General features: G+C 55.1%; 16 protein-coding genes. 14 read left to right on the top strand and 2 right to left on the bottom strand.

The features are described from left to right. The first annotated feature begins 531 nt into the window (after positions 1-531). The 6 genes from gltP to LK04_RS17135 all read left to right on the top strand — a co-directional run bounded on the left by gltP (position 532) and on the right by LK04_RS17135 (position 13,963). Positions 532-1,833 carry a glutamate/aspartate:proton symporter GltP gene (gene gltP, locus LK04_RS17160; RefSeq protein ID WP_039336186.1) on the top strand — a complete coding sequence of 434 codons (1,302 nt, stop codon included), beginning with the start codon at positions 532-534 and terminating at the stop codon, positions 1,831-1,833. A gap of 151 nt (positions 1,834-1,984) precedes the next feature. Beyond that, positions 1,985-2,392, top strand: a complete 408-nt coding sequence (locus tag LK04_RS17155; protein ID WP_039336184.1) for a type II toxin-antitoxin system HicB family antitoxin — start codon at positions 1,985-1,987, stop codon at positions 2,390-2,392. A gap of 706 nt (positions 2,393-3,098) precedes the next feature. After that, positions 3,099-4,010: an N-acetylmuramic acid 6-phosphate etherase gene (murQ, locus tag LK04_RS17150; RefSeq protein ID WP_039330397.1), complete on the top strand. Its 912-nt coding sequence runs from the start codon at positions 3,099-3,101 to the stop codon at positions 4,008-4,010. After that, the gene (gene murP, locus LK04_RS17145) at positions 4,010-5,449 is read left to right on the top strand and encodes a PTS N-acetylmuramic acid transporter subunit IIBC (RefSeq protein WP_039330395.1); all 1,440 of its coding nucleotides are present in this window, start codon (positions 4,010-4,012) and stop codon (positions 5,447-5,449) included. Before murQ ends, murP begins: the two co-directional genes overlap by 1 nt. 619 nt (positions 5,450-6,068) lie before the next feature. Beyond that, on the top strand, positions 6,069-12,152 hold the full coding sequence (locus tag LK04_RS17140) for an autotransporter outer membrane beta-barrel domain-containing protein (protein WP_039330393.1): 6,084 nt from the start codon (positions 6,069-6,071) through the stop codon (positions 12,150-12,152). Positions 12,153-12,418: 266 nt separating this feature from the next. Continuing rightward, positions 12,419-13,963, top strand: coding sequence for a PAS domain-containing methyl-accepting chemotaxis protein (locus LK04_RS17135; RefSeq protein ID WP_039330391.1), 1,545 nt, complete (start codon positions 12,419-12,421; stop codon positions 13,961-13,963). On the opposite strand, the gene LK04_RS17130 is transcribed toward LK04_RS17135, so the two are convergent. Then, positions 13,960-14,910 (bottom strand): AraC family transcriptional regulator, encoded by a 951-nt coding sequence (locus LK04_RS17130; protein WP_039330389.1) that lies wholly within the window; start codon positions 14,908-14,910, stop codon positions 13,960-13,962. The two genes, LK04_RS17135 and LK04_RS17130, sit on opposite strands and share 4 nt — an antisense overlap. Before the next feature lie 103 nt (positions 14,911-15,013). Between LK04_RS17130 and LK04_RS17125 the strand changes: the two genes are divergently transcribed. The 4 genes from LK04_RS17125 to LK04_RS17110 all read left to right on the top strand — a co-directional run bounded on the left by LK04_RS17125 (position 15,014) and on the right by LK04_RS17110 (position 19,798). Further along, entirely contained in the window at positions 15,014-16,201 is a 1,188-nt protein-coding gene (locus LK04_RS17125) for an MFS transporter (protein ID WP_039330386.1), read from the top strand. 358 nt (positions 16,202-16,559) lie between these two features. Continuing rightward, positions 16,560-16,769: a DUF1471 domain-containing protein gene (locus tag LK04_RS17120; RefSeq protein ID WP_039330385.1), complete on the top strand. Its 210-nt coding sequence runs from the start codon at positions 16,560-16,562 to the stop codon at positions 16,767-16,769. A 215-nt stretch (positions 16,770-16,984) separates the two neighbouring features. Further along, a complete protein-coding gene (locus LK04_RS17115) occupies positions 16,985-18,034 on the top strand; it encodes a YncE family protein (RefSeq protein ID WP_039330384.1) in 1,050 nt (349 codons plus the stop codon). A gap of 123 nt (positions 18,035-18,157) precedes the next feature. Next, entirely contained in the window at positions 18,158-19,798 is a 1,641-nt protein-coding gene (locus LK04_RS17110) for a dihydroxyacetone kinase subunit DhaK (RefSeq protein ID WP_039330382.1), read from the top strand. 41 nt (positions 19,799-19,839) lie between these two features. Here the strand turns inward: LK04_RS17110 and sbmA are convergent, their stop codons facing one another. Beyond that, a complete protein-coding gene (gene sbmA / locus LK04_RS17105) occupies positions 19,840-21,075 on the bottom strand; it encodes a peptide antibiotic transporter SbmA (protein ID WP_039330380.1) in 1,236 nt (411 codons plus the stop codon). 295 nt (positions 21,076-21,370) lie between these two features. Between sbmA and LK04_RS17100 the strand changes: the two genes are divergently transcribed. From LK04_RS17100 to LK04_RS17085, 4 genes are all read left to right on the top strand, one after another. After that, entirely contained in the window at positions 21,371-22,105 is a 735-nt protein-coding gene (locus LK04_RS17100; protein ID WP_039330378.1) for a gluconate 2-dehydrogenase subunit 3 family protein, read from the top strand. Positions 22,106-22,107: 2 nt separating this feature from the next. Beyond that, entirely contained in the window at positions 22,108-23,892 is a 1,785-nt protein-coding gene (locus LK04_RS17095) for a GMC family oxidoreductase (RefSeq protein ID WP_059109816.1), read from the top strand. Positions 23,893-23,903: 11 nt separating this feature from the next. After that, on the top strand, positions 23,904-25,214 hold the full coding sequence (locus LK04_RS17090; protein ID WP_039335839.1) for a c-type cytochrome: 1,311 nt from the start codon (positions 23,904-23,906) through the stop codon (positions 25,212-25,214). A 240-nt stretch (positions 25,215-25,454) separates the two neighbouring features. Continuing rightward, entirely contained in the window at positions 25,455-26,522 is a 1,068-nt protein-coding gene (locus LK04_RS17085; RefSeq protein ID WP_039335841.1) for a helix-turn-helix domain-containing protein, read from the top strand. Positions 26,523-26,561: the final 39 nt, after the last annotated feature.

Genomic DNA, 26,561 nt, shown 5'->3' with positions numbered 1-26,561 from the left:
GAGCGCGATCTGGCTTTGTTTCTGTTTTGTAGTCTGGATCACGACCTTTTGTATGCCTGAAAAGTGCCCGAATTCATACTGTTCATCACCGAAACAAATGAGACCCAATCTGTTGCTTTTCGCGGAATCAGACGTTGTCGCTGGTTAAATAATCAGCAAACGCGCCGGAGGGTTTTTTGCCCGATATTGAATAGCTATGCGGAAAATTATCGAATTAACACTTTTCATAACAGCGAGTTATGACTAAAAGTAAATGCCAGCATTTTATGCTACTCACCTGCACAGGAATTACGCTAAGCCCCCAGGGGTTGCAATTACCGCAGTGAAAATGGTACTTATCTCGCCCCTGTTCAGCAGGTATCCACTCAGGCTGCATCATCGCGCAGGCGCAAAATGCCGCGCACAGTGGTTAAGGATGCAGTCCAATATAACCCTCTATTTTATCGGGCTTTTGCTCACTTCCCTGTGTGTCAAATCTTCTGCACCATCGCAGCAGAGCAAAGGGGTTTTTACTGAGGAAAATAACGCGTTATGAAAGGTTTTAAGCTCACCCTTGCCTGGCAAATTTTGATTGCCCTGATTCTCGGCATCGTAGTCGGAACCGTGCTGCATAATCAGCCAGACGATCGTGAATGGTTAATCACTAACATTCTTACTCCTGCAGGCGACATTTTCATTCATCTGATCAAGATGATTGTGGTGCCGATTGTGATTTCCTCCCTGATTGTCGGCATTGCTGGCGTCGGTGATGCGAAAAAGCTCGGACGTATTGGTGTCAAAACCATTATCTATTTTGAAGTGATCACCACCATTGCCATTGTGGTCGGCATCACGCTGGCCAACGTATTCCAACCCGGCAGCGGCATTGATATGTCAACGCTGGCAACGGTGGACATCTCTAAATACGAAGCCACAACCGAAGCGGTACAAGGTGCCCCTCACGGACTGGTGACAACCATCCTGTCGCTGATCCCGCAGAACATCTTTGCCTCATTGGTGAAGGGTGACATGCTGCCAATCATCTTCTTCTCGGTACTGTTTGGTATGGGCTTATCAGCGCTGCCATCTGAGCATCGCGATCCGCTGGTCACCGTGTTCCGTTCGATTTCTGAAACCATGTTTAAAGTGACGCACATGATCATGCGTTATGCGCCGGTGGGTGTATTTGCGCTGATCGCGGTGACCATTGCCAACTTTGGTTTTGCCTCGCTTTATCCGTTGGCCAAGCTGGTATTACTGGTTTACGTGGCGATTCTGTTCTTTGCCTTTGTGGTGCTGGGCGGCGTGGCGCGCTTCTGTAAGCTGCGAATTACCACGTTGATGCGCATTCTGAAAGATGAGCTGATTCTGGCTTACTCCACCTCCAGTTCTGAGACCGTGCTGCCACGCATCATGCAGAAAATGGAAGCCTACGGTGCGCCAAAAGCCATCACCAGTTTCGTGGTGCCAACCGGATATTCCTTCAACCTTGACGGTTCAACGCTGTATCAGAGCATCGCGGCGATCTTTATCGCACAGCTGTATGGTATCGACTTGTCACTGACCGATGAGATCATCTTGGTTCTGACGCTGATGGTGACCTCAAAAGGGATCGCTGGCGTGCCAGGCGTCTCATTTGTTGTGCTGTTGGCAACGCTGGGAAGCGTCGGTATTCCGCTGGAAGGTTTGGCGTTTATCGCCGGTGTTGACCGTATCATGGACATGGCGCGTACCGCACTGAACGTGATTGGTAATGCACTGGCAGTGCTGGTGATCGCGCGCTGGGAAAACCAGTTCGACACCCAGCAAGCCGAGGCTTACGAGCTGCAACTGCGCACGCAAAAAGCCAGTTAATGCCTTAAGTCGCCATTACGGTGTCATTATCTAAACCCGCCTTTTGGCGGGTTTTTTAATGCAATCCAAGCTCAATCTTGTAGTTTCCGGTGCATCATTCTTGCTTAAATCAATACCCACCATAACCACCCCTATTAAAATATGATTCACCATGAGATTCCCCGTTTACCTGCATAAGACAGAAGACAACAGTTGGTCAGGTTTTGTGACGGATGTAGAGGGATGTTTTTTTGCCGGCAGAAGCATAGACGATGCATTAAATGATGCCTTTAGCGCTATCGACGTGCATGTAGAATCGTTAGCCGATGCGGGTAAGCCCATCCCTAAAACTGTAGACATTGAAACCCACATCCAGGATGAGGCCTGTCAAGGTGGATTCTGGGCATTTGTCGACATTGACTTAAGTCGCTACGAGGGCAAAGCGGTAAAGTTGAATATCACCCTGCCTCAAAATTTACTCAGTAAAATTGATAGTTATGTCGAATCGCATCGTGAATACGCATCACGTAGCGGATTTCTCGCTGAGTTAGCGCGCAGAGAACTCGCAGGTCACCATTAACGGCGCACTAAGCTAAACCCGCCTTTTGGCGTAATGCTTGCCAGTTAGGCGACAGACGATAACGCCGTCTGGAGCCGCACCGGGGCTGGCGGTCCTCGCGCCGCTATGCGGTGCCTTCACTTCACTCGTCTGCCTTAACGGACCGGTGCCGATGGAACATCCATGTCCCAGCGCCACCTTTCGCCCGCGTCCTGCGGGCTCTCCTGGCATACTCATTCCGTTCAGCGCTGCGGATGCCTGCCCCGGTGCGGCCCCAGCCAGCTCATCAGCTTCAGTGCGGGTTGTCAAAAAGGGCACATTGCCTGAGGCTATGACGCCTCTGCTGCACCCTCAGGGCTATCCGCAGCGCTGAGACTTTTACGTTGGGCCAGGAGCCCCACGCGGGGAGGCGTGGGGCAGTTCGCGGCCGACCATGGATGGTCATCCGCGAACGGTCCGTCCGGCACGACGTGGAAGTCGAAGGCACCGCTTCAGCGGCGCGAGGACGGCCCAGAGGGGGCAGTAGTGGCGGCAGAGCCCGCACAGAAAAGAAAGGCCACTTATCAATAAGCAGCCTGAGTTCTTAACTAACAAGCATTAGCCTTTTGGCGGGTTTTTTTATACCCGTTTGCGCAGAATCACAAAAATCGGCGTCACCCGGCAGGAATTAACAATTCTAAATGGTGTATAGTTTTCAGAATAAATTATTCTTTCACAGGAGTGCATGATGCAGATCGACCTCAGCCAGATGATCACCGAAGGCCGTAACCCCGCAAGCCAGAATATTGATGAACTCTCCACCGAAGCGATGCTACGCGTCATCAATGACGAAGATAAGAAAGTGGCGTTGGCGGTAGAAGCAATCGTCCCGCAGATTGCACAAGTGGTAGATGCCATCACCCTGGCCTTCAGTAAAGGTGGCCGCTTGATCTATTGCGGTGCCGGCACATCTGGCCGTTTGGGCATTCTTGATGCCAGCGAATGCCCGCCCACGTTCGGCACGCCGCGCTCGCAGGTGGTGGGGCTGATTGCGGGTGGTCACACTGCGATTTTGCAGGCGGTGGAAAATGCGGAAGATAACCACGAACAGGGTGCGCAGGATCTTAAGGATATCGATTTCCATGCCCATGATGTGTTAGTCGGTATTGCTGCCAGCGGGCGCACGCCGTACGTGCTGGGTGCATTGGCCTATGCGAAACAGCAGGGCGCATTCAGCGCTGCTTTGACTTGCAACCCAAATAGCCCGATGTCACAAGCCGCCGATGTGGCACTGACGCCGGTGGTCGGGCCGGAAGTGGTGACGGGTTCATCACGGATGAAAGCGGGCACGGCACAGAAGCTGGTGCTCAATATGCTGACCACCGGTGCGATGATCCGCAGCGGCAAGGTGTATGGCAACCTGATGGTGGATGTTGAAGCCACTAACCAGAAGCTGGTTCAGCGCCAGATCAATATCGTCAAGCAAGCCACTGACTGCGATGATGCCATCGCACAGCAGGCGCTGAGCGCATGTCAGGGGCACTGTAAAACCGCAATTGTCATGGTGCTGGCGGGGCTGGATGCCAGTGAGGCTAAGGCGCTGCTCAATCAGAACAGCGGCTTCATTCGTCGTGCGTTGCGTGAAGCAGGGGCCGAATAATGGCCGCCATCACCGAAGGTTTATTGCAGGATATCTTGCAGGCAGTAGGTGGCGCACCGAATGTAGTGCAGTGTGGTCATTGCATGACGCGCCTGCGTCTGACGCTGGCGGATGCGTCGCGGGCGGATCACGCGCGGTTGAAAACGCTGCCCGGTGTGCTGGGTGTGATTGACAGTGATGCGCAACTGCAAATTGTGCTCGGCCCCGGAAAAGCACAAACGGCGGCGGAGAAAATGCAGCTGCTACTGAATAGCAGTGAGCCTGCTGCGCCAGGCGATCTGAGCCAGATTGCGGCGGCGCAGAAACAGCAAATGAAAGCGAAACAGACCAGCGCGCTGCACCGTTTTCTCTCCTGCTTTGCCACCATTTTTACCCCACTTATTCCCGGCTTTATTGGTGCCGGTTTGCTGCTGGGGTTTGCTACGCTGATTGAGCAGATTTTTCATCTCAATCAGCCGGGCGATCATGCGCAGTGGCTGCTGGATACCGTGGCCTACATGAAAGTGTTCGGCAAGGGACTGTTCACCTTCCTGAGCATTCTGATTGGCTACAACGCGCAGAAAGCATTTGGCGGCTCCGGCGTGAATGGCGCGATTATCGCCTCGCTGTTTGTACTGGGTTATGTGCCAAAAGCCACGGTAGGATATTACAGTGGCATGTCGGACTTCTTCGGCATGGCAATTGACCCACGTGGCAATATTATTGGCGTATTACTGGCTGCGATATTTGGAGCCTGGATAGAGAAACAGTTGCGCAAGATTATCCCGGATAATCTCGATATGATTTTGACATCATTACTCACGTTATTAATTACCGGCGCGGTGACCTTTATGGTGATTATGCCCATCGGCGGTGAGTTATTTAAGGGCATGTCGTGGCTGTTTATCCATCTAAATAACAATCCATTCGGTTGCGCCATTTTGGCCGGATTGTTTTTAATTGCGGTCATGTTCGGTATTCATCAAGGCTTTATTCCGGTCTATTTCGCACTGATGGAAACGCAGGGCTTCAACTCATTATTCCCCATTCTGGCGATGGCGGGAGCCGGGCAAGTGGGTGCATCCATCGCGCTGTGGTGTAAAGCTGATAAACACTCCTTACTGCGAAAACAGATCAAAGGCGCGATCGTCCCCGGCTTGTTAGGTGTCGGTGAGCCACTGATTTATGGCGTCACGCTGCCGCGTTTAAAGCCGTTTATTACCGCCTGCTGTGGCGGTGCGCTGGGCGGGTTCTTCATTGGATTGGTGGCATGGCTGGGTTTGCCAGTGGGGATGAATACCGTGTTTGGTCCATCAGGATTAGTGACGCTGCCTTTGATGACCTCATCGCAAGGTATCTTTGCCGGGATGGCGGTGTATCTGGTGGGGTTAATCGTCGCGTGGGTCGGCGGTTTTGCGTTTACCTGGTGGGGCGGCACCAAGGATGTGGATCTGAGTTAATCCCGTAGCGGCGCGAGTTATGGCGTCAGGCTAGTCAGTTAAGCGCTTTTCGGTCGCCATCAATGGCAACCCTACGACGATCGTGCGCGGTTTTTGTAGGGTGCGCACTTTTGGCCTCGAAGAAAGGATGAGCGATAAATCATGCCGCTTCAGGAGTGCCTGATTTGCGCCAATGAAGCGTGATGCAGGTCACACTTTTGCATTTCGCCGTATCGTTTACCTTGGCACGATCGACCTGCGTCTTGCCGTGCCAATCGTAAATAAAACGCTAAGAAAAAATAAAGAAATTATTAACAACTTAGCGTGCTAACAGTTGATTATCTGCGGAATTAAATATTGCCAATAATTTATCCCGCCTCGCATTTATTTCCTCATTGTGACAATAGGTTAGCTGCAATTGCCTTTTGCTTCTCATGGCAGAAAAGTCTATACCTAAAGCCAATTAATCTATAACAACAGTTCTGTCTCTTTTTCGCTGCGCCGTACTTTCTTCACACAGTGGTTCTCAGAAATTAATTGCTCATCGGGGTTGGTGTTATTCCTGCCGCTTTATCCCCTCGCGATGAATTTAACGCTGTTGCAATAACAGCGTGGACGCTGCACGCCCACCGGAGGAAGTATGAAGTTCAAATTAAATCCGATCGCCATCGGAATATTAGCGGCACAGGCACTGTTTTATCCCTATATCAGTGCACAAGCGGTAACATTGGGGAGCTATTCACCGCAGGTCAATGACAACCTCTTTGGTGAGCAGAATATTGATGTGAGTGGCACGAGCGAAACCTTGACCGGTAACCCGGATTTTGCACCGGGTACCGACGGCTCAGTGAGTTCAAGCCTGGCTCAGGTGAATATCACCTCGGGTGCGCAGTTCCTCAACCAGACGCGCCTCAATCCTGGGCCGCAGAACTTTGCCATTACGGTGCCTGATCCCACTACGGGCGGTAATACCACCTTCCAGGTTTACAACTCCGCCAGCCTGGTGGCACAAGCGCCCGTGACCTCAGACACTGCCGTGCCCGATGTGGTGAATGTGAACGGCGATCAATACATCAACGCACGGGTCGCGGATGTCTCTAATGGAGGTTCACTTGATGTGAACATCGGCCAGCCGAATGCTGCTAGCAGCGCCAGCACCAACAGTTGGAGCATGGCTGCCAAACAGACCACGCTGTTTCAGGTAGGTAGCGACAGCACGCTGAACTGGAATTCCAACAATCGCATCAGCTTCTTTGGCACTGCCGCCACCCCTGACGGCGCAGGAGCCACGCAAACGTTTCAGGTGCAAAATCTCGCGACGTACAACGGCAGTTTCAGTGTGCAAACGCTGGACGGTGCCAACCACACCTTCTCGGTCACCAGCGCCAGTGAGCTACAAACCTATAACAACTGGCTGATCAGCCAACTGCAATCAGGCAATCTCGATAAAGCCAACTATCTGACCGACTTCAACAAGGCCGTCACCGTGACCAACGGCAATATTGTTTACGACGTCAGCGCCACGCCCCCGGATGAAGTGACTCAGCATATAGGCAATCGCATCGTGGTGAATGCCGATGGCGCAAACGCGCGCGTCAATCTGGCGGCGGGTAAAACGCTGGAGGTGGTTGGTTCGACGGGCGGCGCAATTAAAGCGTCAAACGGTGCGCAGGCGGTGATTGATGGCAAGCTCGCCAGTCGAGGCACGATCGCTAACAACGGTACAGCGCTGGTGCTGGCGGGCGGCAGCAACGGCAGCACCAGCGCCACTGGCGTGATTAACGGTGGTTTCCTGAATCGCCAGGATGGTACCGGCATTGGTTCTACCGGCTATGGCGCTAACGGCGTGCTGGTGCAGAGCGGCAGTGAGTTCAACAATAATGGCATCGTCAACCTGGCCACCATCGGTAGCAATTCGCAGTACGGTGTGGCGGGGATTCGATTGGAGGATAACGCCACATCCAACAACAGCGGCAACATCAACGTTGGCGTTAATGGTTCCAGTGCCAGTGGTACCGCCTCTGGGGTTTTGTTGACCACCCCAACGTCCACGTTTACCAATACGGCCGATGGGCAGATTTATATCGGCCGGGGTCCACAGAACAGCCTGACGGATAACGTCGCGGATACGGCGATGAATCAGAGCGGCCTGACCAGTGGCATCGCGTTGGTGGCCAACGGCAGCGCCACCAACAACGGCAACATTGTTATCGGTTCAAAAGTACAGAATGCAGCAGGCATGTCGGCCTCAGGTGCCAACAATGTCACGATGCTGAACAACGGCACCATTGATGTGAACGGTGCCGCAGCAACGGTACCGCGTGAAAACGTCGGCATGTCGGTGACCAATAGCAGCGGAAATATCGACAACAGCGGCACCATCAATCTCAACGGCGTCAACGGTACCGGCGTGAAAGTGGTGGCGACCAATGGCAACAGCGCATCGGCCAACTCCACGGGCACCATTAACGTTGCGGGTGGGGCCGATCCGGCGAGCGGAACGCGCAACTTTGGCGTCTGGGTTGAAGGTCAGGGAACCGGCCAAGCCAGCGCAGACATTGATGGTCCGGTGAACCTCAGTGGTAACGGCGCGATTGGCGTGCATGCGCGCGGCAATGCCACGGTGAACGTGGCGGCAAATGCCATTCCCTCCTTTAGCAATGGCAGCAATCAGATCGCCTTCTTCGCCTATGGCCCCAATGCGCTGATCAACGTCGCGGGCAATAATCCCTTCAATGTCACCACCGCCAATTCAACCCTGTTCCGCGTCGAGCAGGGTGCAGATTTTGATGGTACCGACCTGTCTCTCACCGCATCAGGCGCGGGTTCGGTGGCGGTGAATGGCAGCGGCACGGGGGGCACGGAGGTGAATACGCGCAACGCCACGCTTAATGTCAGCGGCGCGGGTGCCACGGGGGTCAATATCGAAGGCGGAGCCACCGGCACTATCGACAATGCCACCACCATCAATCTGACCGGCAACAATGCCATCGGCGCGATTGTGGATGGGCAAAAACATACCCTGGCGGGCAGTAACAGTGGTGCTCCCGTTACCGGCACCCGCCTGAGTTCAGCCGCCGCACTCAGCTCATCACAAACCGGATTGGTGGGTTATCTGGCGCGCAATCGTGCGCAACTCAATAACACCGGTGACATCAATTTCAGCGGGGCAAACGCCACCGGTATTCGGGTAGAGAGCGGTGCCACTGGCAGCAACAGCGGTAACATCAGCATCAATGATGGTGGTACTGGTATTGCGGTCAACAGCAGCGGCAGCACGGCGAATACCACCGCCAATAACAGCGGCAACATCAATGTCAATGGTGGCAGCACCACGAATCGTAGCCGGGGTGTCAGCGCCAGCGGCAGCCGGGCCATTGCCAATCTTAACAGCGGCACCTTGAACCTTAACGGCACGGGCGCGATAGGCGCAGAGGCGATCAATGGCGCGCAGGTGAATATTGCGGCAGGCTCTACGCCGATTTTCAATAATACCGATCAGATTGCTTATCACGCCGCAGGCAATGGTTCACGCATCAACTCGGCTGCGAACGCACTGGATGTGAACACGCAAAACTCCACCGGATATCGCATTGATGATGGTGCAGCCTTGAGCTTTAGTAGCCCAACGGCACTGACCACCAGCGGCGTGAACAGCACGGGCGTGATTGTTTCGGGGAGTGGTAGCAGCCTGAACAGCGCCAATGCCCGTTTCACCGCCAGCGGGCAGGGCAGCACCGCGGTGCGGGTCGAAGGGGGCGCAGCTGCCACTCTGGCCAGCGGCAGCACGCTCAATCTCAGCGGCAGTAATGCGGTGGGAGTGCTGGTGAATAATCTGCGCACTGACCTGAGCAATGCGCTGAATGGCAGCTCGGCACCCACTACCGTCACCAGCAATGCCAATCTGAGCGGCGCAGGCAGCAACGCCATCGGCTTTGATGTCACCAACGGTGCCGAGCTGGTGAACAATGGTGCGCTGAATCTCACCGGCAGCGATAACATCGGTATTCGCTCGCGTGCCGGCAGCACCTTAACCAACAACGGCACGGTGAATGTGGCGAGTGGCACTGGGCTGGATGTCTCCGGCAGCGGCAGCACCCTGGCTAAGGGCGGCGTAATCAACGTGGATAACGGTGCAGCGGGCGTGCGCATCAGTGATGGCGCGCAGCTGGCGCTCACCGGCAGTGACACGGTGATCACGACACGCGGCAATGCGCACGGCATTTTGCTGGATACCGGTGCGACCGCACTGAGCGCCAGCGATGCCACGGTCAACGTGCTCGGCAGCGGCAACGGTATCGAAAACCGTGCAGAACTCAGCAATGTCAGCCTGAGCAATCTCACCCTCAACGTTGGCAACGGTAACGGGATCCGCACTGCCGTGGCCTTTGATCCCGCCTCCACCGTGACCACTAATGTGTCGGGCAGCGGCACCGGGCTGAACATCGCCAATGCGGATGGATCGACCACCCGTGGCGATTTAACGCTGGGATCGGGCTATCAGTTCAATGTGACCGGCGCAGGCGGCACAGGGATCCGTGCCAACACCAGCGGTAATGTGACCACCGCAGCTGACGTGAATATTGATAACCCTGCAGGTGGCTCGGCACTGGTTTCCAGCACGGCGGGCACCATCACCAATACCGGTACTTTTACCTCCAACAGCCTGACGTCTCCGGTGGTGGATTTGCGTGGCGGTAAAACCATATTTGAGAACTATGGATCGATCATTACGGCCAATCCCCAGACGGTGGCGGTGGCCGGAAGCAATGCCGATGATGAAGTGCTGTTGACCGAGGGGGAGGTGCGCGGCGATATCAATCCCGGCGGCGGATCTGATGTATTTCGTTGGACGGGGGGCACGCTTAACGGCAGCCTGACGATGGGGAATGACAACAACAACAGCGCGCAAGTCAGCAACGTTGATCTGGGTACGACTTATCACCTCACCAGCGGCAGCGGTACTGGCAACACCCTGACTTTCAACCAGATTGATTCACGCGGCGGCAGCTTTAGTGCAGACGATCTCAACAAAGGGGTGAATCTGGGCAGCGGCTGGAGCACTATCAACTTCGCCAACACCCAGTGGACGTTGACCGATAACCTCAATCTGGCACACAGCACCATCAATGTGGATGCGGATTCGACACTGTACGCCGGTAATAATGTGCACCCGACGCTGGCAGGCGGCACGGCGGACTCACTCACAGTGAATAATGCGGGGACGTTGGATCTGACCAACGGCACAGGGTCGCCGGGCAACACGCTCAACATCAACGGGTCACTGGCATCCAGCGGTGGTCAGCTTAACCTGATCACCGACCTCAACGAGGGGGGCGCGCTGAGCAACCAGTTCACTGACCATCTCAACGTGACGGGCAACGCCAGCGGCACCACGCTGGTGAATGTGAAACTGACGGACAGCAGTACTGGGGCGCTTACCGATCTCAACCGCAACGGCGGGATTGAAGGCAACGAAGGGATATCCCTGGCCCAGGTGGCGGGTAACGCCAGTCCGGAGAGTTTTGCACTGAAAGACGGCTATCTCGGTGCCGGGCCGTGGCAGTATCGGCTCTACACCTTTGCGCCGGGCAGCACTGACCCCAGCCAGCGTTTGGTCAGCGGTAGTGGCAACAATTACTGGGATTATCGACTGGCAAATTATTACGTCTGCGAAGACGGCGCCAGCTGCCCATCGACCTTTATCACCGATGCGTTCGGTAGCGGTCAAAGCTACGATGCGCGTGCTGCCGTGGTGCCGCAGGTGCCTTCGTATATCTCTGCGCCGGTCGGGCTGGCGTATTACACCTCGGCGATCATTGACGATCTGCATAAACGTCTTGGCGACTTGCGCCATGAGCAGACGCGGCCAGAGGGCGAGGGCGGCGAGATGTTCCTGCGCTATATCGGTTCAAACCTGAAATACAAAAGTGACCAGCGTTTTACTGATTACGGTTACGACTTTGATTTGGATTACAGTGCGGTGCAGGTGGGCGGTAACCTCTTGCGCCTCGACGGGGAGAAAGACAGCCTGCGCGGTGGTTTGGCCTACACGCGCGGTAACACCCGTATTCGCCCAGATGCGGCGGATGGTTACAGCAGCACCACCTTTGACAGCGACAGCCTGGCGTTTTACGGCACCTGGCAGCGTCAAAGCGGTTTCTATCTGGACGGCGTGCTCTCGTTTGACTGGCATCGCGGCGAAACGGCTATTGCGCGACAGCAGCAAGAGGCGAAGTTGAAGGCGCACGGTTGGACCGCCTCACTGGAGAGCGGCTATCCGTTCGACCTGGGCGATGGCTATAAACTGGAGCCGCAGGCGCAGTTGATGTATATGAAGCTCAACATGAATGACTTTACCGATCAGGATGGCAATAAAGTGCGCTATGGCGATTACCACCAGACCATCGGACGTCTGGGCGCACGGCTCGATCGTACCTGGACGGATGACAGCCAACGTCAGTACACCCCCTATCTGCGCGCGAATTTCTATAAAGGCTGGGGCGGTACGGCAGAGACCAACGTCTCTTCAGTGGATAACCCTGCGTTGGGGGCAACCTTCACCAGCGGTCACTTTGGTCAGATGTGGGAAGTGGGCGCAGGCGGCACCGCCACGCTGCAAAAGGATGTGTCGCTGTATGCCGAAGCTGATTATCGCAAAGAGATTAACGGCAACGGGGCCAAAGGCTGGCGCTACAACGTGGGCGTAAGGTGGCAGTTTTAGCCGACGACCCTACAGGGATGTAGCTGTTTTCGTAGAGTGCGCATTGATGCGCACTCTGCTCATCAAGCTAAACAATGATTTCATTTACCCTAAATGAAATTTTATTGATTCTTTTCCACTATAAAAAACAGGGACATTACCCGTTTGGCCTTTAATTCAGGATGAAAATTAATTATTCGTGCTAAAGCCCGCTCCTTGCGCTGCCGAAAAGGTAAAAAAGTATTATCGATTTTTCCTTTAGCCTGCATCTTGCAAGGACAACACACATGCGGAACAACCAGCCCATCACTCAGCGTGAGTTTATTTTTGACGACGACGCCACGCTGATGTCGACCACCGATCTCAACAGTTACATCACCTATGCCAACGATGCTTTTATTGAGGTCAGCGGGTTCGAGCCGGATGAGGTCAATGGCCAACCGCATAATATGGTGCGTCATCCGGATATGCCGCCGGAAGCCTTCGCCGATATGTGGGCAACGTTGAAACAGGGTGAACCCTGGACTGCACTGGTCAAAAATCGCCGTAAGAACGGCGACCACTACTGGGTGCGTGCCAACGCGATTCCGGTGGTAAGAGAAGGCAAAGTTCAGGGCTTTATGTCTGTGCGCACTAAGCCATCCGTGGAGGAAATCCGCCAGACGGAAGCGCTGTACCGCGATTTCCGAGAAGGGCGTGCCAAAGGACGCCGTTTCCACAAAGGCTTGTTGATCGGCACCGGCTGGCGTCGGTTTGGCTCCCTGTTGAAAACCATGCCGCTGCGCTGGCGCATCCGCTCCACGTTGCTGGCACTGCTGCCGCTGTCGGTGGGTGGGGTGGCGTTGCTGGGAATGAACACTCTGCAACTCGGCTGCTTTACCGGTGGCATGGCTGTCTTGCTGCTGTTGGCCAGCCTGTGGCTGGAGCAGCAAATTTCTCGCCCGATGGAGCGCATCTGCCGCCAGGCACTGAGCGTAGCGACCGGTGCCAGCCATAAAGTGGAGCAGATGGATCGCGTCGATGAAATCGGCATCACCCTGCGCGCCATCGGTCAGCTGGGCCTGATGTTCCGCTGGCTGGTGGATGATGTCAGCGGTCAGGCGATCAACGTCTTAAGCGCCAGTGATGCGATTGCCCGTAGCAACGATGAGTTGAGTCGTCGTACCGAACAAGCCGCAGCCAATGTGCAGCAAACGGCGGCCACCATGAATGAAATGACCGCCACGGTGAAAAGTAATACCGATACCGCCAGTGAAGTGAATAACCTGTCGGAGAACACCAGCCATGCGGCGTTGAAAGGCGGTGAAGTGATGCAGGAGATGGTGGGGATGATGGCGGAAATCGCTGACAGCTCCAAGCGTATCGCCAATATCACCAGCGTGATTGACGGGATCGCCTTCCAGACCAACATTCTGGCACTCAATGCCGCCGTAGAAGCGGCGCGAGCCGGTGAGCAGGGGAAAGGATTTGCCGTGGTCGCGGGTGAAGTGCGCAGTCTGGCACAACGCAGTGCCAAAGCCGCCAGCGAAATTAAAACCCTGGTCGAAACCAGCGCCAGCCGCGTGCAGTCCGGCAGCGATCACGCAGATGCGGCTGGCCGTACCATGCAGGAGATTGTTGGCCAGGTGCAAAACGTGACCGCGCTGATCGCACAAATCAGTTCGGCTACCGCTGAGCAATCCATCGCTCTGAGCGAAGTCAGTACGGCGGTGGAAGATCTGGATGACATCACGCATCAAAACGCCGCCCGCGTGGCAGAGAGCGCCGAGGCTTCAGGGCGGATGGCACGTCAAGCCAACCGCCTGGTGGAAGCCATCAGCGTATTTCGTTAAAGGGTTTCGCGCGCGGCACGTAACGCGCCGGGCGGCGAGCCGACAATACGCTTGAAGGCACGGCTAAACGCCGCCAGTGAACCGTAACCGAGGTGGAAGGCCACGCTTTCCACCGCTTCACCCTCATTCACGATACGTTCAACTGCCAGGCGCATGCGCAACTCGGTGAGATAGCGCAGCGGCGTCATGCCCGTGGCGGACTGAAAACGCGCGGCAAACACCGAGCGCGAGCTGCCTGATTCACGCGCCAGCCGCTCCACCGTCCAGTTTTCCCCTGGTGCGCGGTGCATGGCTGCCATTGCCTGGCTGAGTCGCGGATCGCGCAATGCCTGCACTAAGCCACTGCCCTTGCCGCAGCCGTTTTCCACCCAGCCGCGAACGATTTGCGCGGCCACCACATCCGCCAGTCGGGACAAAATCCCGGCAAAACCGGCTTTACGATCGCGGGTTTCACGCTCCATAGCATCCAGAATCGGTTGGATTTCCGGGTACTGTGCCAGCAGGGTACTCACCAGCATCACATCCGGCATGGTATGCACCAGCGGCTGCATGCCACCGAGTTCAAATGCCATGCAGGCGCTAAACAGGATGACATCGCTGTCGTCGGGGCAATCTTCGCCGCTGTCGCCTATCGAACAGACGCTGCCGCAAATCGGCTTACTGTTAAAGGTGCCGATCGGCTCGCAGATCGCGTCTTCAGATGAAATTAATGCATGCGCTTTGCCGTGGGGGATCAGCAGCGCATCGCCGGCTTGCAGTGGATAGATCACGCCAGATGCCGAGCGGATCAGCAACGAGCCCCGGCCAACAAAGTGCAGTTGAGCTTTACCCGGCGCGTCATCGTACTGCAAACCAAACGGAGTATGTAAGGCAATACGCTGATACTTCACGCCATACAAGCGCATACCCATCAGCAGTTCACTGGTCAGATCTTCATAGCGGCTCATACGAATCCAGACGAATAATCAAAAAACAAAGTTTTTGTATCATAGATCGTCTTGCTTTGTCTCACTATGCTTACAACCTGAATTTTTGTGATGGGGATCGCAAATGAGTCTGGATACTGAAGTTGTCGAAACAAGTATAGCGGTGGATAAACCCGCATGGGGTGCGGTATTTGCCATGGCCTTTGGCGTATTCGGCCTGATTACCGCCGAGTTTCTGCCGGTCAGTTTGCTGACACCGATTGCCGACTCGCTGCAGGTGAGTGAAGGGCAGGCGGGGCAAACGGTGACGGTAACGGCGCTGGTGGCGCTGCTCACTAGCCTGGTGATCGGTAACATTACGCGACGCCTTGACCGTCGCATGGTGATGCTGGCCTTCACGCTGTTACTGATTGCGTCGGCGCTGCTGGTGGCTTTTGCTGAAAACTTGCCGATGATCTTGCTGGCGCGTGTACTGCTTGGCATGGCGATTGGCGGCTTCTGGACGCTCTCCACCGCCATCACCATGCGATTGGTGCCACCAGAACAGGTGCCGCGTGCACTGTCGATTGTGTTTAGCGGTATTTCGCTGGCGACCATTATTGCCGCGCCTTTGGGCAGCTATCTGGGCGGTTTGATTGGCTGGCGCAACATCTTCCTGTTAACCGGCGTGTTAGGTGTGCTGGCGCTGTTCTGGCAATTCTTTACCTTGCCAGCCATGCCGCCAGAGAACAAAGCGCGCAGCGGTGGGGTGCTGGATCTGCTGCGTAACAGCCTGATGCGCTGGGGTATGCTGGCAGTGATCATGATGTTTACCGGTCACTTCGCCTTCTTTACCTATCTGCGCCCGTTCCTGGAGAGCAGTGCCCAGCTCAACATTAATCAGCTGTCGCTGGTGTTACTGGCATTCGGTGTGGCGAACTTCTTCGGCACTTCGCTGGCCGGTTTCCTGGTGACGCGCAGTGTGTCATTGACCTTGACTGGCATGGCGCTGGTAATGAGCGTCACGGCTGTGGTGCTGGTGAGTTTTGGCAGTCTGCCTTGGCTGGTCGGTGCGGGTGTGGCGATGTGGGGTCTGGCATTCGGTTCGATGCCGACCGGCTGGTCAACGTGGATTTCCCGTGCGGTGCCGGATGATGCGGAGTCCGGTGGGGGTCTGCTGGTGGCGACGATTCAGTTGGCGATCACCGCAGGTGCAGCGGCAGGCGGCTGGATGTTTGACCTCCAAGGGGCTGGCGGCGTGTTCATGGCCAGTGGTGTGTTGATGCTGTTAGCGGCCATCACCATTTTCACGCGGGTACGCCATCACGGTTAAATTCGTTTTAGCGCAATGAATCGCGCCGCTATACAGGATGTGCATAGCTACCGTCTTGCACGTCAAGGTTTCAGTAAGGGGCGGCCTTCAGGCCGCTCGCAGCCTCCATTACTGTAGCGGCGCGATTTATCGCGCAAAACCAACCGCACCATTCACAGTCATTAATCCCGTCCATTCATTAAAACCTGGATTTTTAACCCTTTGCACAAGGGTTAATCCAAATGTGCCTTTGTCTTTCAAATTAATCGAATAACTTTGGCAAATCTCTCCGCTTTTTACTCCTCAATGATCAGCCTACTATGTATCTCAACAAGGCGATGACGCCTTATCTGATAAAACATTGACTGAGGAATTGACCATGAAATCTATCAAAACTTTTGCTGCTGTTGTTGCCCTGTCTGTTCTGCCATTCGCCAGCTTCGCGCAAAGCGTGACTGCCTGTGCCTCAACGCTTGATGGTGCAGAAGCGCAAATCGCTGCTCAGGCGCATAAAGCTGGTGCTTCCTATAAAGTGACTGAAGCCAACTTCAACAACGGCGTGCACATGACTGCCGAACTGACCAAATAAGTCTGCGTTAACGTTCTGTGCTGACAGGGTGCCTCCGGGCGCCCTGGCGGCGTTGGTAACCTGATAAATTCCTGTCACTTTCTCCACGAAATGATTACTATTCTCAAAAAAAATCATCCTTCGTCAGCTCGCCTCGGGCTGTCTTTATAAAATTGGTTGCACTGTCGAGCTTTCACTTCACTGCCAAGAGGCGGTGGTTTTGCTATGGAGAAGTTATGAAAGCGAATAAAACAACGTGGGCGCTGCGTCCGCTGCTGCTGGCAACGGCCCTGTTGTCATCCTCTGCAGTACTGGCGGCCGAATCTCAGCCGCTGAACCAGGTGATCTCAAAAGGTGCTTACGAACTGGCGTTCAGCAACAGCGATAACGCGCTGTTCGTTGCCACGGCGCAAAATGCCAGCAGCAAAGGCGGCACTGTTTATCGTCTCGACCCGCAGGATCTGGCGGTGAAGCAGACGATCAGCACTGAACTGCCAACCTTTGGTGCCACCATCAACCAGAAAACCAATACCCTGTTCTTCGGTAATACCCGTGATGCCGCGGTCACCGCCGTGGATGCGACGAGCGGGAAAGAGATCAACTCGCTGGTGCTGGATGCACGTAAGCGCAGTGAGAGCGTACGCCCACTGCAGCCGCGTGAACTGGTGGCCGATGCCGCAACTGACCGCGTCTATATCACAGGTTTGGGTGAGCAGAGTGTGGTGTGGGTGGTGGATGGCAAAACCCTGAAGCTGGTCAGCACCGTGCCGAATACCGGCAAGATGGGCACTGGCCTGGCGCTCGATTCTGCTGCGCAGAAGCTGTACGTGACCAACGCTGATGGCGAGCTGGTGACGATCAATACGCGTCTGAACGCGATTGAAAAACGCCAGAAAATTGATGGCGAAAAAGATCACTTCTTCCTGAACATTGCGTTGGACACCAAAGGCCACCGTATCTTCCTGAGCGACTCCAAGCAGCCTCAGGTGCTGGTGCTGGATGCGCGCACTCAGCAAGTGATCCATAAGATTGATGTGCCAGAATCTCTGGCAGTGCTGTTCAATGCCGATCGTAACGAGCTGTATGTGACGCACCGTAAAGCGGGTGAGATCAGCATCATCGACGCCAGCACCTACAAAGTGAAGCGCACGGTCAAAGCCCCAGGCCTGCCAAACAGCCTGGCGCTGTCTGCCGATGGCAAAACCCTGTTTGTCAGCATCAAGCAGCCTGGCACCCGTAAAGAGCCACCGAAGAACCCAGATAGCGTACTGCGCATCGCGCTGTAAGCGGTAGTTATCTGAAACTCAAGGGCGGCGTGTGCCGCCCTTTGCATTTCCTGGCTTTCGTCGCGAAGTCCTCCCCGCTTTTACGCTACCTTTTATGACGACAACACCAATGGAGAGGAAGCAATGAGCCAGTTTTTTATGCATGAGAAGAGCGATCTGGTCAACGAAGCCATCGAAGGGGTTTTGCTGAGTACGCCGTGGCACAACTTACGCCGCCTCGATCTTGGTGATGAGATCCGCGTGGTGGTGCGTTCGGATTGGGATAAGAGCAAAGTGGCGCTGATCTCAGGTGGCGGATCGGGCCATGAACCCGCGCATGCCGGTTTCGTCGGTAAAGGCATGCTCACGGCGGCGGTGTGCGGCGATATATTTGCCTCGCCGAGTGTGGATGCGGTATTGAACGCCATTATCAACGTCACCGGTGAGGCCGGTTGCCTGCTGATTGTGAAAAATTACACCGGCGACCGCCTCAACTTTGGCCTGGCTGCCGAGAAGGCGAAAAATCTCGGTTATAAAGTCGAAATCGTTATGGTTCAGGATGATATCGCGCTACCGGAAAATCCGCAGCCGCGCGGTATTGCCGGGACCGTGCTGGTACACAAAATCGCCGGGTTTGCCGCGGAGCAAGGGCACTCACTTGAAGAGGTTCAGGCGCTGGCACAACGCGCCATCGATGCGACCGCTTCGATTGGTCTGGCATTCGCGACGTGCCACATCCCGGGGGAAACGCGTGATGACCGTGTGGCGGTAGGCCACAGCGAGCTGGGGATGGGCATTCATGGCGAGCCTGGCGTGGTGACGCTGGACACACAAAACAGCCGCAAAATCAGCAGTATCATGACTGATAAACTGGCGCAGGCATTGCCAGACGGTAAACAGGCGCTACTGTTGATCAACAACCTCGGCGGGTTCTCGCAGCTTGAGCTGGCATTGCTGACACGTGAAGTGTTGCAGTCACCGCTGGCGGCCCGCGTTACCCATCTGATTGGCCCGGCAACACTGGTGAGCGCCCTGGATATGAAGGGCTTCTCGTTGTCGCTGCTGGCGCTGGAAGAACTGTTCCTTGAGGCTTTAAATGCGCCAGTGCAAGTGCTCGGCTGGGTGCCAGTTTATGACTTCGCGCCGATCAGTTTGCAGAGTGCAGAGAAAGTGGGCAGCATGCTGGATTTCGATCCATCCGAAAACGCGGAAGTGGCTGCGACCGTTGATCGTGTGACGCAAACGCTGATCGATCTGGAGAGCGAGCTGAACGCGTTGGATGCCAAAGTCGGCGACGGTGATACCGGTTCAACTTTTGCCGCAGGCGCGAAAAAAATTCAGCGGGGTTTGCGTGACAGGCAGCTGCCATTGGATGAGTTACCGACCTTGATGGCGTTGATCGGGGAGCAGCTCGCGACGGTAATGGGCGGATCGAGCGGTGTATTGATGTCGATTCTGTTCACCAGCGCGGGCCAGCAGCTGGAAGAAGGTAGCGCGTTACCGCAGGCGTTGATGCATGGGCTGGAGCGTATGAAGCACTATGGCGGCGCGCAGCCGGGGCATCGTACCTTAGTGGATGCACTGCAACCGGCACTGGAAGCGCTGGTGGCGGGTGAGTCGCTGGCAGTCGCGGCGAAAGCGGCACAACAAGGTGCGGATGCCACCGCGCAAATGCAGAGCGCCAAAGCAGGCCGTTCGGCGTATCTGAATCAGCAGAGTCTGGATGGAGTGAAAGATCCTGGCGCGTATGCCATTGAGAAAGTGTTCGCGGTGCTGGCAGGTTAAGGGGTTGGGGTGCGGACATCAAACCGCACCCACTCACGCACTTACTCAGCTGCTTCGCGCATCATCTCATCATGCGGAATATCAGCCAGAATCTGCTCAAAACTGCGCAGACGTTTATAAATCGACATCAACTCCACCAGCGTCGACCAGGAGGAAATCAGGTACTGGAACGAAGAGCGCACCTGATCAAACACATTGGTAATCTGGTTGAGTAAACCCAGCGTAATCGTGCCTGCCACGATTGACGGAAACAGCAAAAACAGCCCGAACACGTTATCGACCTGCAGATAGAGAATGCGGGTGATGTTGAAGTACAAATAGTGGAAGTAAAGACGGAAATAGTTAAAGCGCACGCGACTGAACAGCTCATTGACCGTCGGCGGTGACGCGCGGTCAGCATTATCTTCACCGTATACCAGCTCTTTACGGTAAGCGGCTTCCACACGCTGATTACGGAACTCCAGCCCCGGTAATTTAATCCCCACCACCGCCAGCAGCCCGGTGCCAAACACTGACCACAGCACCGCAGCAATCACCAGCGCGTAAGGGATGTTACCCAACAGCGGGATATCTTTGACGTGATGTGACAGCGCGATCAGCACTGGCAGGAAGGCCACAAGCGTCATGATGGCTTGAATGAAACTTACGCCCCAGTCTTCCAGCGTGCTGGCAAAACGCATGGTGTCTTCCTGCACACGCTGTGCGGCACCTTCGACCTTACGCAGGCGCTGCCAGTTGTGCATGTAGTAGTTATTCATTGCAGTACGCCAGCGGAATACCCAGTGGCTGATGAAGAACGAATTCATGACGCCAATCACGACGGCAATGAGTGCAATACCCAAAAACGCCACAACTTGCTGGTAAAATTCGGTAATTTGTACCGATCCTGCCTTGGTTAAGGCTTTTTGGATTAAATCATAGAACGGACCATACCACGCGTTGACCGCCACGCCGACTTGTACCCCAAACCAGGTGACGAAGATGATCAGGGCTGCGCCCCATACTGACCAGCGCTGCCACGGATGGTTATCAATCACCTTCCAGGCAAGGGCGAAAATGGACGCCATTATCCAGTAATAGCCATAGAACCAGAGCTGGGCCGGGTGAATAAAACGGGAAGCATTGGTGGGCAACGGCTGCTGTATTGCTGCATGTAGCGATGGCCACAGTGCAGGCAGATTATCGGCAAAGCCAAACCAGGCAAAAATCGCAATCAAACTCCAAATCGCTGCCGAGCTGAAAAACAGCGCTGGCCGCGGAAAATAGGACTTAAACATAGGCACTCCGCTGTTGTGTGTACTCTTTTATACCCTGATAGACATGATCTGTCTTTTGTAGGTTGTTTCTGACGATGACAGCATCGTCCCGGCGATGTAAAGCGCTGCCATCAGTTGTTAAGTATTTTGTGCGCATTTGTTTCGAGAAACTAAATTATTAACGGGGAAGGTGTTACACTACGCGCATTGTTACCGGTAACAGTAACACTGTATCCCTTAAGTCACCCATAAAAAAACAATACAACGCAATCACTTAACTTTCATGCCGCATCATCTGCGGTACTGAGGCAATGTCATGTCAGAACAAAAAAATGGTCATAGTCGCAGGGATTTTCTGCTGAGAACCATCACCCTGGCACCCGCAATGGCGGTTGGCAGTTCGGCGATGGGCGCGCTGGTGGTGCCAATGGCCGCTGGGGCAGCAGAGCAACCTGTCGCACCGCAACAGGCACGTGATTACCAACCAAACTGGTTTACCGCAGAAGAGTACGCTTTCCTCAAAGCGGCCGTTGCGCGCCTGATCCCGAATGATGAACGCGGTCCTGGCGCACTGGAAGCCGGTGTGCCGGAGTTTATCGATCGTCAAATGAATACCCCTTACGCCACCGGTAGCAACTGGTATATGCAGGGGCCGTTCAATCCCGATCTGCCGAAAGAGCTGGGTTACCAGTCTCCGCTGGTGCCGCAGCAGATTTATCGCCTGGGGCTTGCCGATGCGGACAGCTGGAGCAAAAAGCAGCATGGCAAAGTGTTTGCCGAGTTAAGCGGTGAACAACAAGACGCGCTACTCACCGCCTTTGAGAGCGGTCAGGCCGAGTTCCCTCAGTTGGCGGCTAAAACCTTCTTCTCCTTCCTGCTGCAGAACACCCGCGAGGGGTACTTCAGCGATCCGATCCATGGCGGCAACCAAGGCATGGTGGGCTGGAAGCTGATTGGCTTCCCAGGCGCACGTGCCGACTTTATGGATTGGGTAGAGCGCGGCGAACGTTATCCGTTCCCGTCAGTGGATATTCGCGGGGAGAGGGCGTAACCGTGGCAAATGAATTGAAAAAAGTAGACGCAGTGGTGGTCGGTTTCGGCTGGGCCGGGGCGATCATGGCGAAAGAGCTGACTGAAGCCGGTCTTAACGTTGTGGCGCTGGAGCGTGGTCCGCATCGTGATACTTATCCCGATGGATCCTATCCGCAGTCAATTGATGAACTGACCTATAACATCCGTAAAAAGCTGTTCCAGGATTTGTCGAAAAGCACCGTAACTATCCGTCACGATGCGTCGCAAACCGCCGTACCTTATCGTCAACTGGCGGCGTTTCTGCCGGGCACCGGCACCGGCGGTGCGGGCCTGCACTGGTCGGGCGTGCACTTCCGTGTCGATCCGGTTGAGCTGAACCTGCGTAGCCACTATGAGCAGCGCTATGGCAAAAGCTTCATCCCGGAAGGCATGACCATTCAGGATTTCGGTGTCAGCTACGATGAGCTAGAGCCGTTCTTTGATCAAGCTGAGAAAGTGTTTGGTACTTCCGGCAGCGCCTGGTCGATTAAAGGTAAGCTGCAGGGTAAAGAAAAGGGCGGAAACCCTTACGCGCCTGATCGTTCCAGCGATTTCCCGCTGCCCGCGCAGAAGCGCACCTATTCGGCCCAACTGTTTGCTCAGGCGGCTGAATCAGTGGGTTATCACCCCTACGATATGCCGTCTGCTAACACTTCGGGTCCGTACACCAACACCTACGGCGCGCAGATGGGGCCGTGCAACTTCTGCGGTTACTGCAGCGGCTATGCCTGCTACATGTACTCCAAGGCGTCGCCAAACGTGAATATTCTGCCCGCACTGCGTCAGGAACCGAAGTTCGAACTGCGTAACAACTCCTACGTGCTGCGTGTGAATCTGACCGATGACAAGAAGCGCGCCACCGGTGTGACCTATCTTGATGGTCAGGGCCGTGAAGTAGTGCAGCCCGCGGACCTGGTGATCCTCTCGGCCTTCCAGTTCCACAACGTCCATTTGATGCTGCTGTCAGGCATCGGCAAGCCATATAACCCCATCAGCAATGAAGGTGTGGTGGGGCGTAACTTTGCCTACCAGAACATTTCGACCCTTAAGGCGCTGTTCGACAAGAACACGACCACCAACCCATTCATTGGTGCGGGCGGTGCAGGTGTGGCGGTGGATGACTTCAACGCCGATAACTTCGACCACGGTCCGTATGGCTTTGTCGGCGGCTCGCCGTTCTGGGTTAACCAGGCGGGCACCAAGCCGATTTCTGGATTACCGACGCCGAAGGGCACGCCGAACTGGGGCAGTCAGTGGAAAGCGGCGGTGGCGGATACCTACAACCATCACATCTCGATGGATGCGCACGGTGCGCACCAGTCCTATCGCGCTAACTACCTCGATCTCGATCCGAACTACAAAGATGTTTACGGCCAGCCGCTGCTGCGTATGACCTTTGACTGGCAGGACAATGACATCAAGATGGCACAGTTCATGGTCGGCAAGATGCGTAAGATCACCGAAGCGATGAACCCGAAAATGATCATCGGCGGCGCAAAAGGACCGGGCACCCACTTCGATACCACCGTGTACCAGACCACGCACATGAGTGGCGGGGCGATCATGGGTGAAGATCCGAAAACCAGTGCCGTGAACCGTTACCTGCAGAGCTGGGATGTGCCGAACGTGTTTGTGCCAGGTGCGTCTGCGTTCCCGCAGGGCCTCGGTTACAACCCGACCGGTATGGTGGCAGCGCTGAGCTACTGGTCAGCCAAGGCCATTCGTGAACAGTATCTGAAGAACCCCGGCCCGCTGGTACAGGCATAAGGAACAAGGCGATGATCAAAAGCATTTTAGCCCTGTTTCTGGGCACGATGACCTTCGCCGCGGTGGCGGACGAAGCAGGTTCTGACGCACTGGTGAAGCGCGGTGAATATCTGGCGCGTGCGGGTGACTGCGTCGCCTGTCACAGCACGGCGGGCGGCAAACCTTTTGCCGGTGGATTACCGATGGCCACCCCGATTGGCACCATCTACTCCACCAACATCACACCGGATAAAACTACTGGGATTGGTGACTACAGCTATGACGATTTCCAGAAAGCGGTGCGTCACGGCGTAGCGAAAAATGGCGATACGCTCTATCCCGCCATGCCATACCCATCCTATGCGGTGGTGAGCGATGACGATATGCAGGCGCTGTATGCCTACTTCATGCATGGCGTGCAGCCGGTGTCGCAGGCAAACAAAGACAGCGATATTCCATGGCCGCTGTCGATGCGCTGGCCGCTCTCCATCTGGCGTGGCATGTTTGCGCCGGACGTGAAAGCGTTCCAGCCAGCTGCACAGGAAGACCCCGCCCTGGCGCGCGGTCGCTATCTGGTGGAAGGCCTCGGACACTGCGGGGCTTGCCATACGCCACGTAGCATCACCATGCAGGAAAAAGCGCTGAATAATGGCGAAGGCAACGATTACCTGTCTGGCAGCAGCGCTCCGATTGATGGCTGGACCGCGAGCAACCTGCGCAGTGACAACCGTGACGGTTTAGGCCGCTGGAGCGAAGACGACCTGAAGCAGTTCCTGCGCTTTGGCCGCAACGATCACACCGCGGTATTTGGTGGTATGACCGATGTGGTGCAGCACAGCCTGCAATACCTTAATGACGAAGATATCAGCGCGATTGCTAAATATCTGAAATCGTTGGGTGCGAAGGATGCCAGCCAGACAGTGTTTACGCAGGATGATGCGGTCGCCAAAGCGTTGTGGAAGGGCGATGACAGCCAGCCAGGCGCATCGGTGTATGTCGATAGCTGTGCGGCCTGTCATAAAACGGACGGCAGCGGCTACCAACGCTTCTATCCAGCGCTGCGTGGCAACCCGGTGGTGATGGCAGAAGACCCAACCTCGCTGATTCACATCGTGCTGGTGGGCGGCACCTTGCCTGGCGTGCAGGGCGCACCTTCGGCGATCACCATGCCGGCGTTCGGCTGGCGTTTGAACGACAACCAGGTTGCGGATGTGGTCAACTTTATCCGTGGCAGCTGGGGTAATGGCGTGAAGTCGACGGTGACGGCGAAGGATGTGGCGAAGCTGCGCAAAGATGCGCCGCAGCAGGGCAGTGCCGATATTAAGGTGCTGGAAGGGCAGTAATACCCCGCGCTGCGTTTAACTGAGCGATGAACTGCGCCGCTACCGATCGCAACGATTTGGTAGCGGCGCAATTTATTGCGCACACCAGCAGTGATGCTTCACCACTTCCACAAGCAATAAATCAACCCAAGTCCCGTCTCATTTTCCCTCCCTATGATTGCAAGAGCTAAGCCCAGCGAACATAATCTTGGTTTATGAAATTCATTAAATTAATTTTTTCGTAAACCACAGGAGGTCAGTGTGTTTGGAGAGCGTTTACTACGTGCGCGTTCCGCTGCGGGCTTTTCTATGAAGCAGCTTGCAGAAAAAGCAGGCGTCAGCGCAAATATGATTAAGAAATACGAGCACAACCTCAGTGTGCCGGGCTCTGCCGTATTAGTAAAAATGTCGCGCGCCTTGGGCGTACGTAATGAATATTTCTTCCGTCCGACCACGGTTGAATTGAAGAACGTTGAGTACCGCAAACGCCATACGCTATCAGCCAAAATGCTGGCGCAGATTCATGCGGATGTGATTGATCAGGCTGAGCGGTGGCTTGAACTGGCGAACCTGTGGCCAAATTTTCCGGTCCCTGCTTTTACCCAACCGCAACTGCCTCTCGAGCAAATCGAGAATTACGGGCAAATTGAAAAGGTTGCAGAGCATATTCGTCAGCAGTGGGGATTAGGTTCTCAGCCGATAACGCATTTAATTGATGTGCTGGAAAGTCATGGGATTTTGGTCATTGTCACTGACGTTGACCACTCCGACAAATTCGATGGCTGCCAGGCGATGGTCGATGCCATTCCTGTCATCGTTATTTCAGCAAAATGGCCAGGTGACCGTCAGCGTTTTACTCTGGCACACGAACTTGGTCATTTGATTCTGCATCATTCTCTTCCATCTGATCTGGATGAAGAGAAAGCCTGCAATCGATTTGCCGGTGCCTTGCTTTTCCCTGCTGGCGCGGTATTGCAACATTTTGGCAAGCAGCGAACACGCCTTGAGGAACAAGAGCTTTACCTGCAAAAAATGGATTATGGTCTCAGCATGCTGGCCTGTGTTTACCGCGCTGCCGATCTGGCCGTGATAACTGAGGGCAAGCGCAAAGATCTGATCATGATGTTTTCAGCGCGTAAATGGCGAAAGCAGGAACCTGGTGAACAAGTCGCACGCGAGAGCACCACGCTTTTTCCTCAGTTAATCTTTCGAGCGCTGGGAGAAGGGATTATCAGCGAAGGTAAAGCGGCTGAGCTGATGGGCGTCTCGCTAGTCGCCTTCCACCGCAAGCGACAGTTGGGGTGGTCGGATGATCATTCTCATCAGTGATGCCAATATTTTAATTGATATGGAAGAGGGCGATTTGTT

Source organism: Pantoea vagans (assembly GCF_001506165.1).
GTDB lineage: Bacteria > Pseudomonadota > Gammaproteobacteria > Enterobacterales > Enterobacteriaceae > Pantoea > Pantoea vagans_C.
Note: the sequence above shows the minus strand (reverse complement) of the source record. Positions and strands in the feature narration are given on the sequence as shown.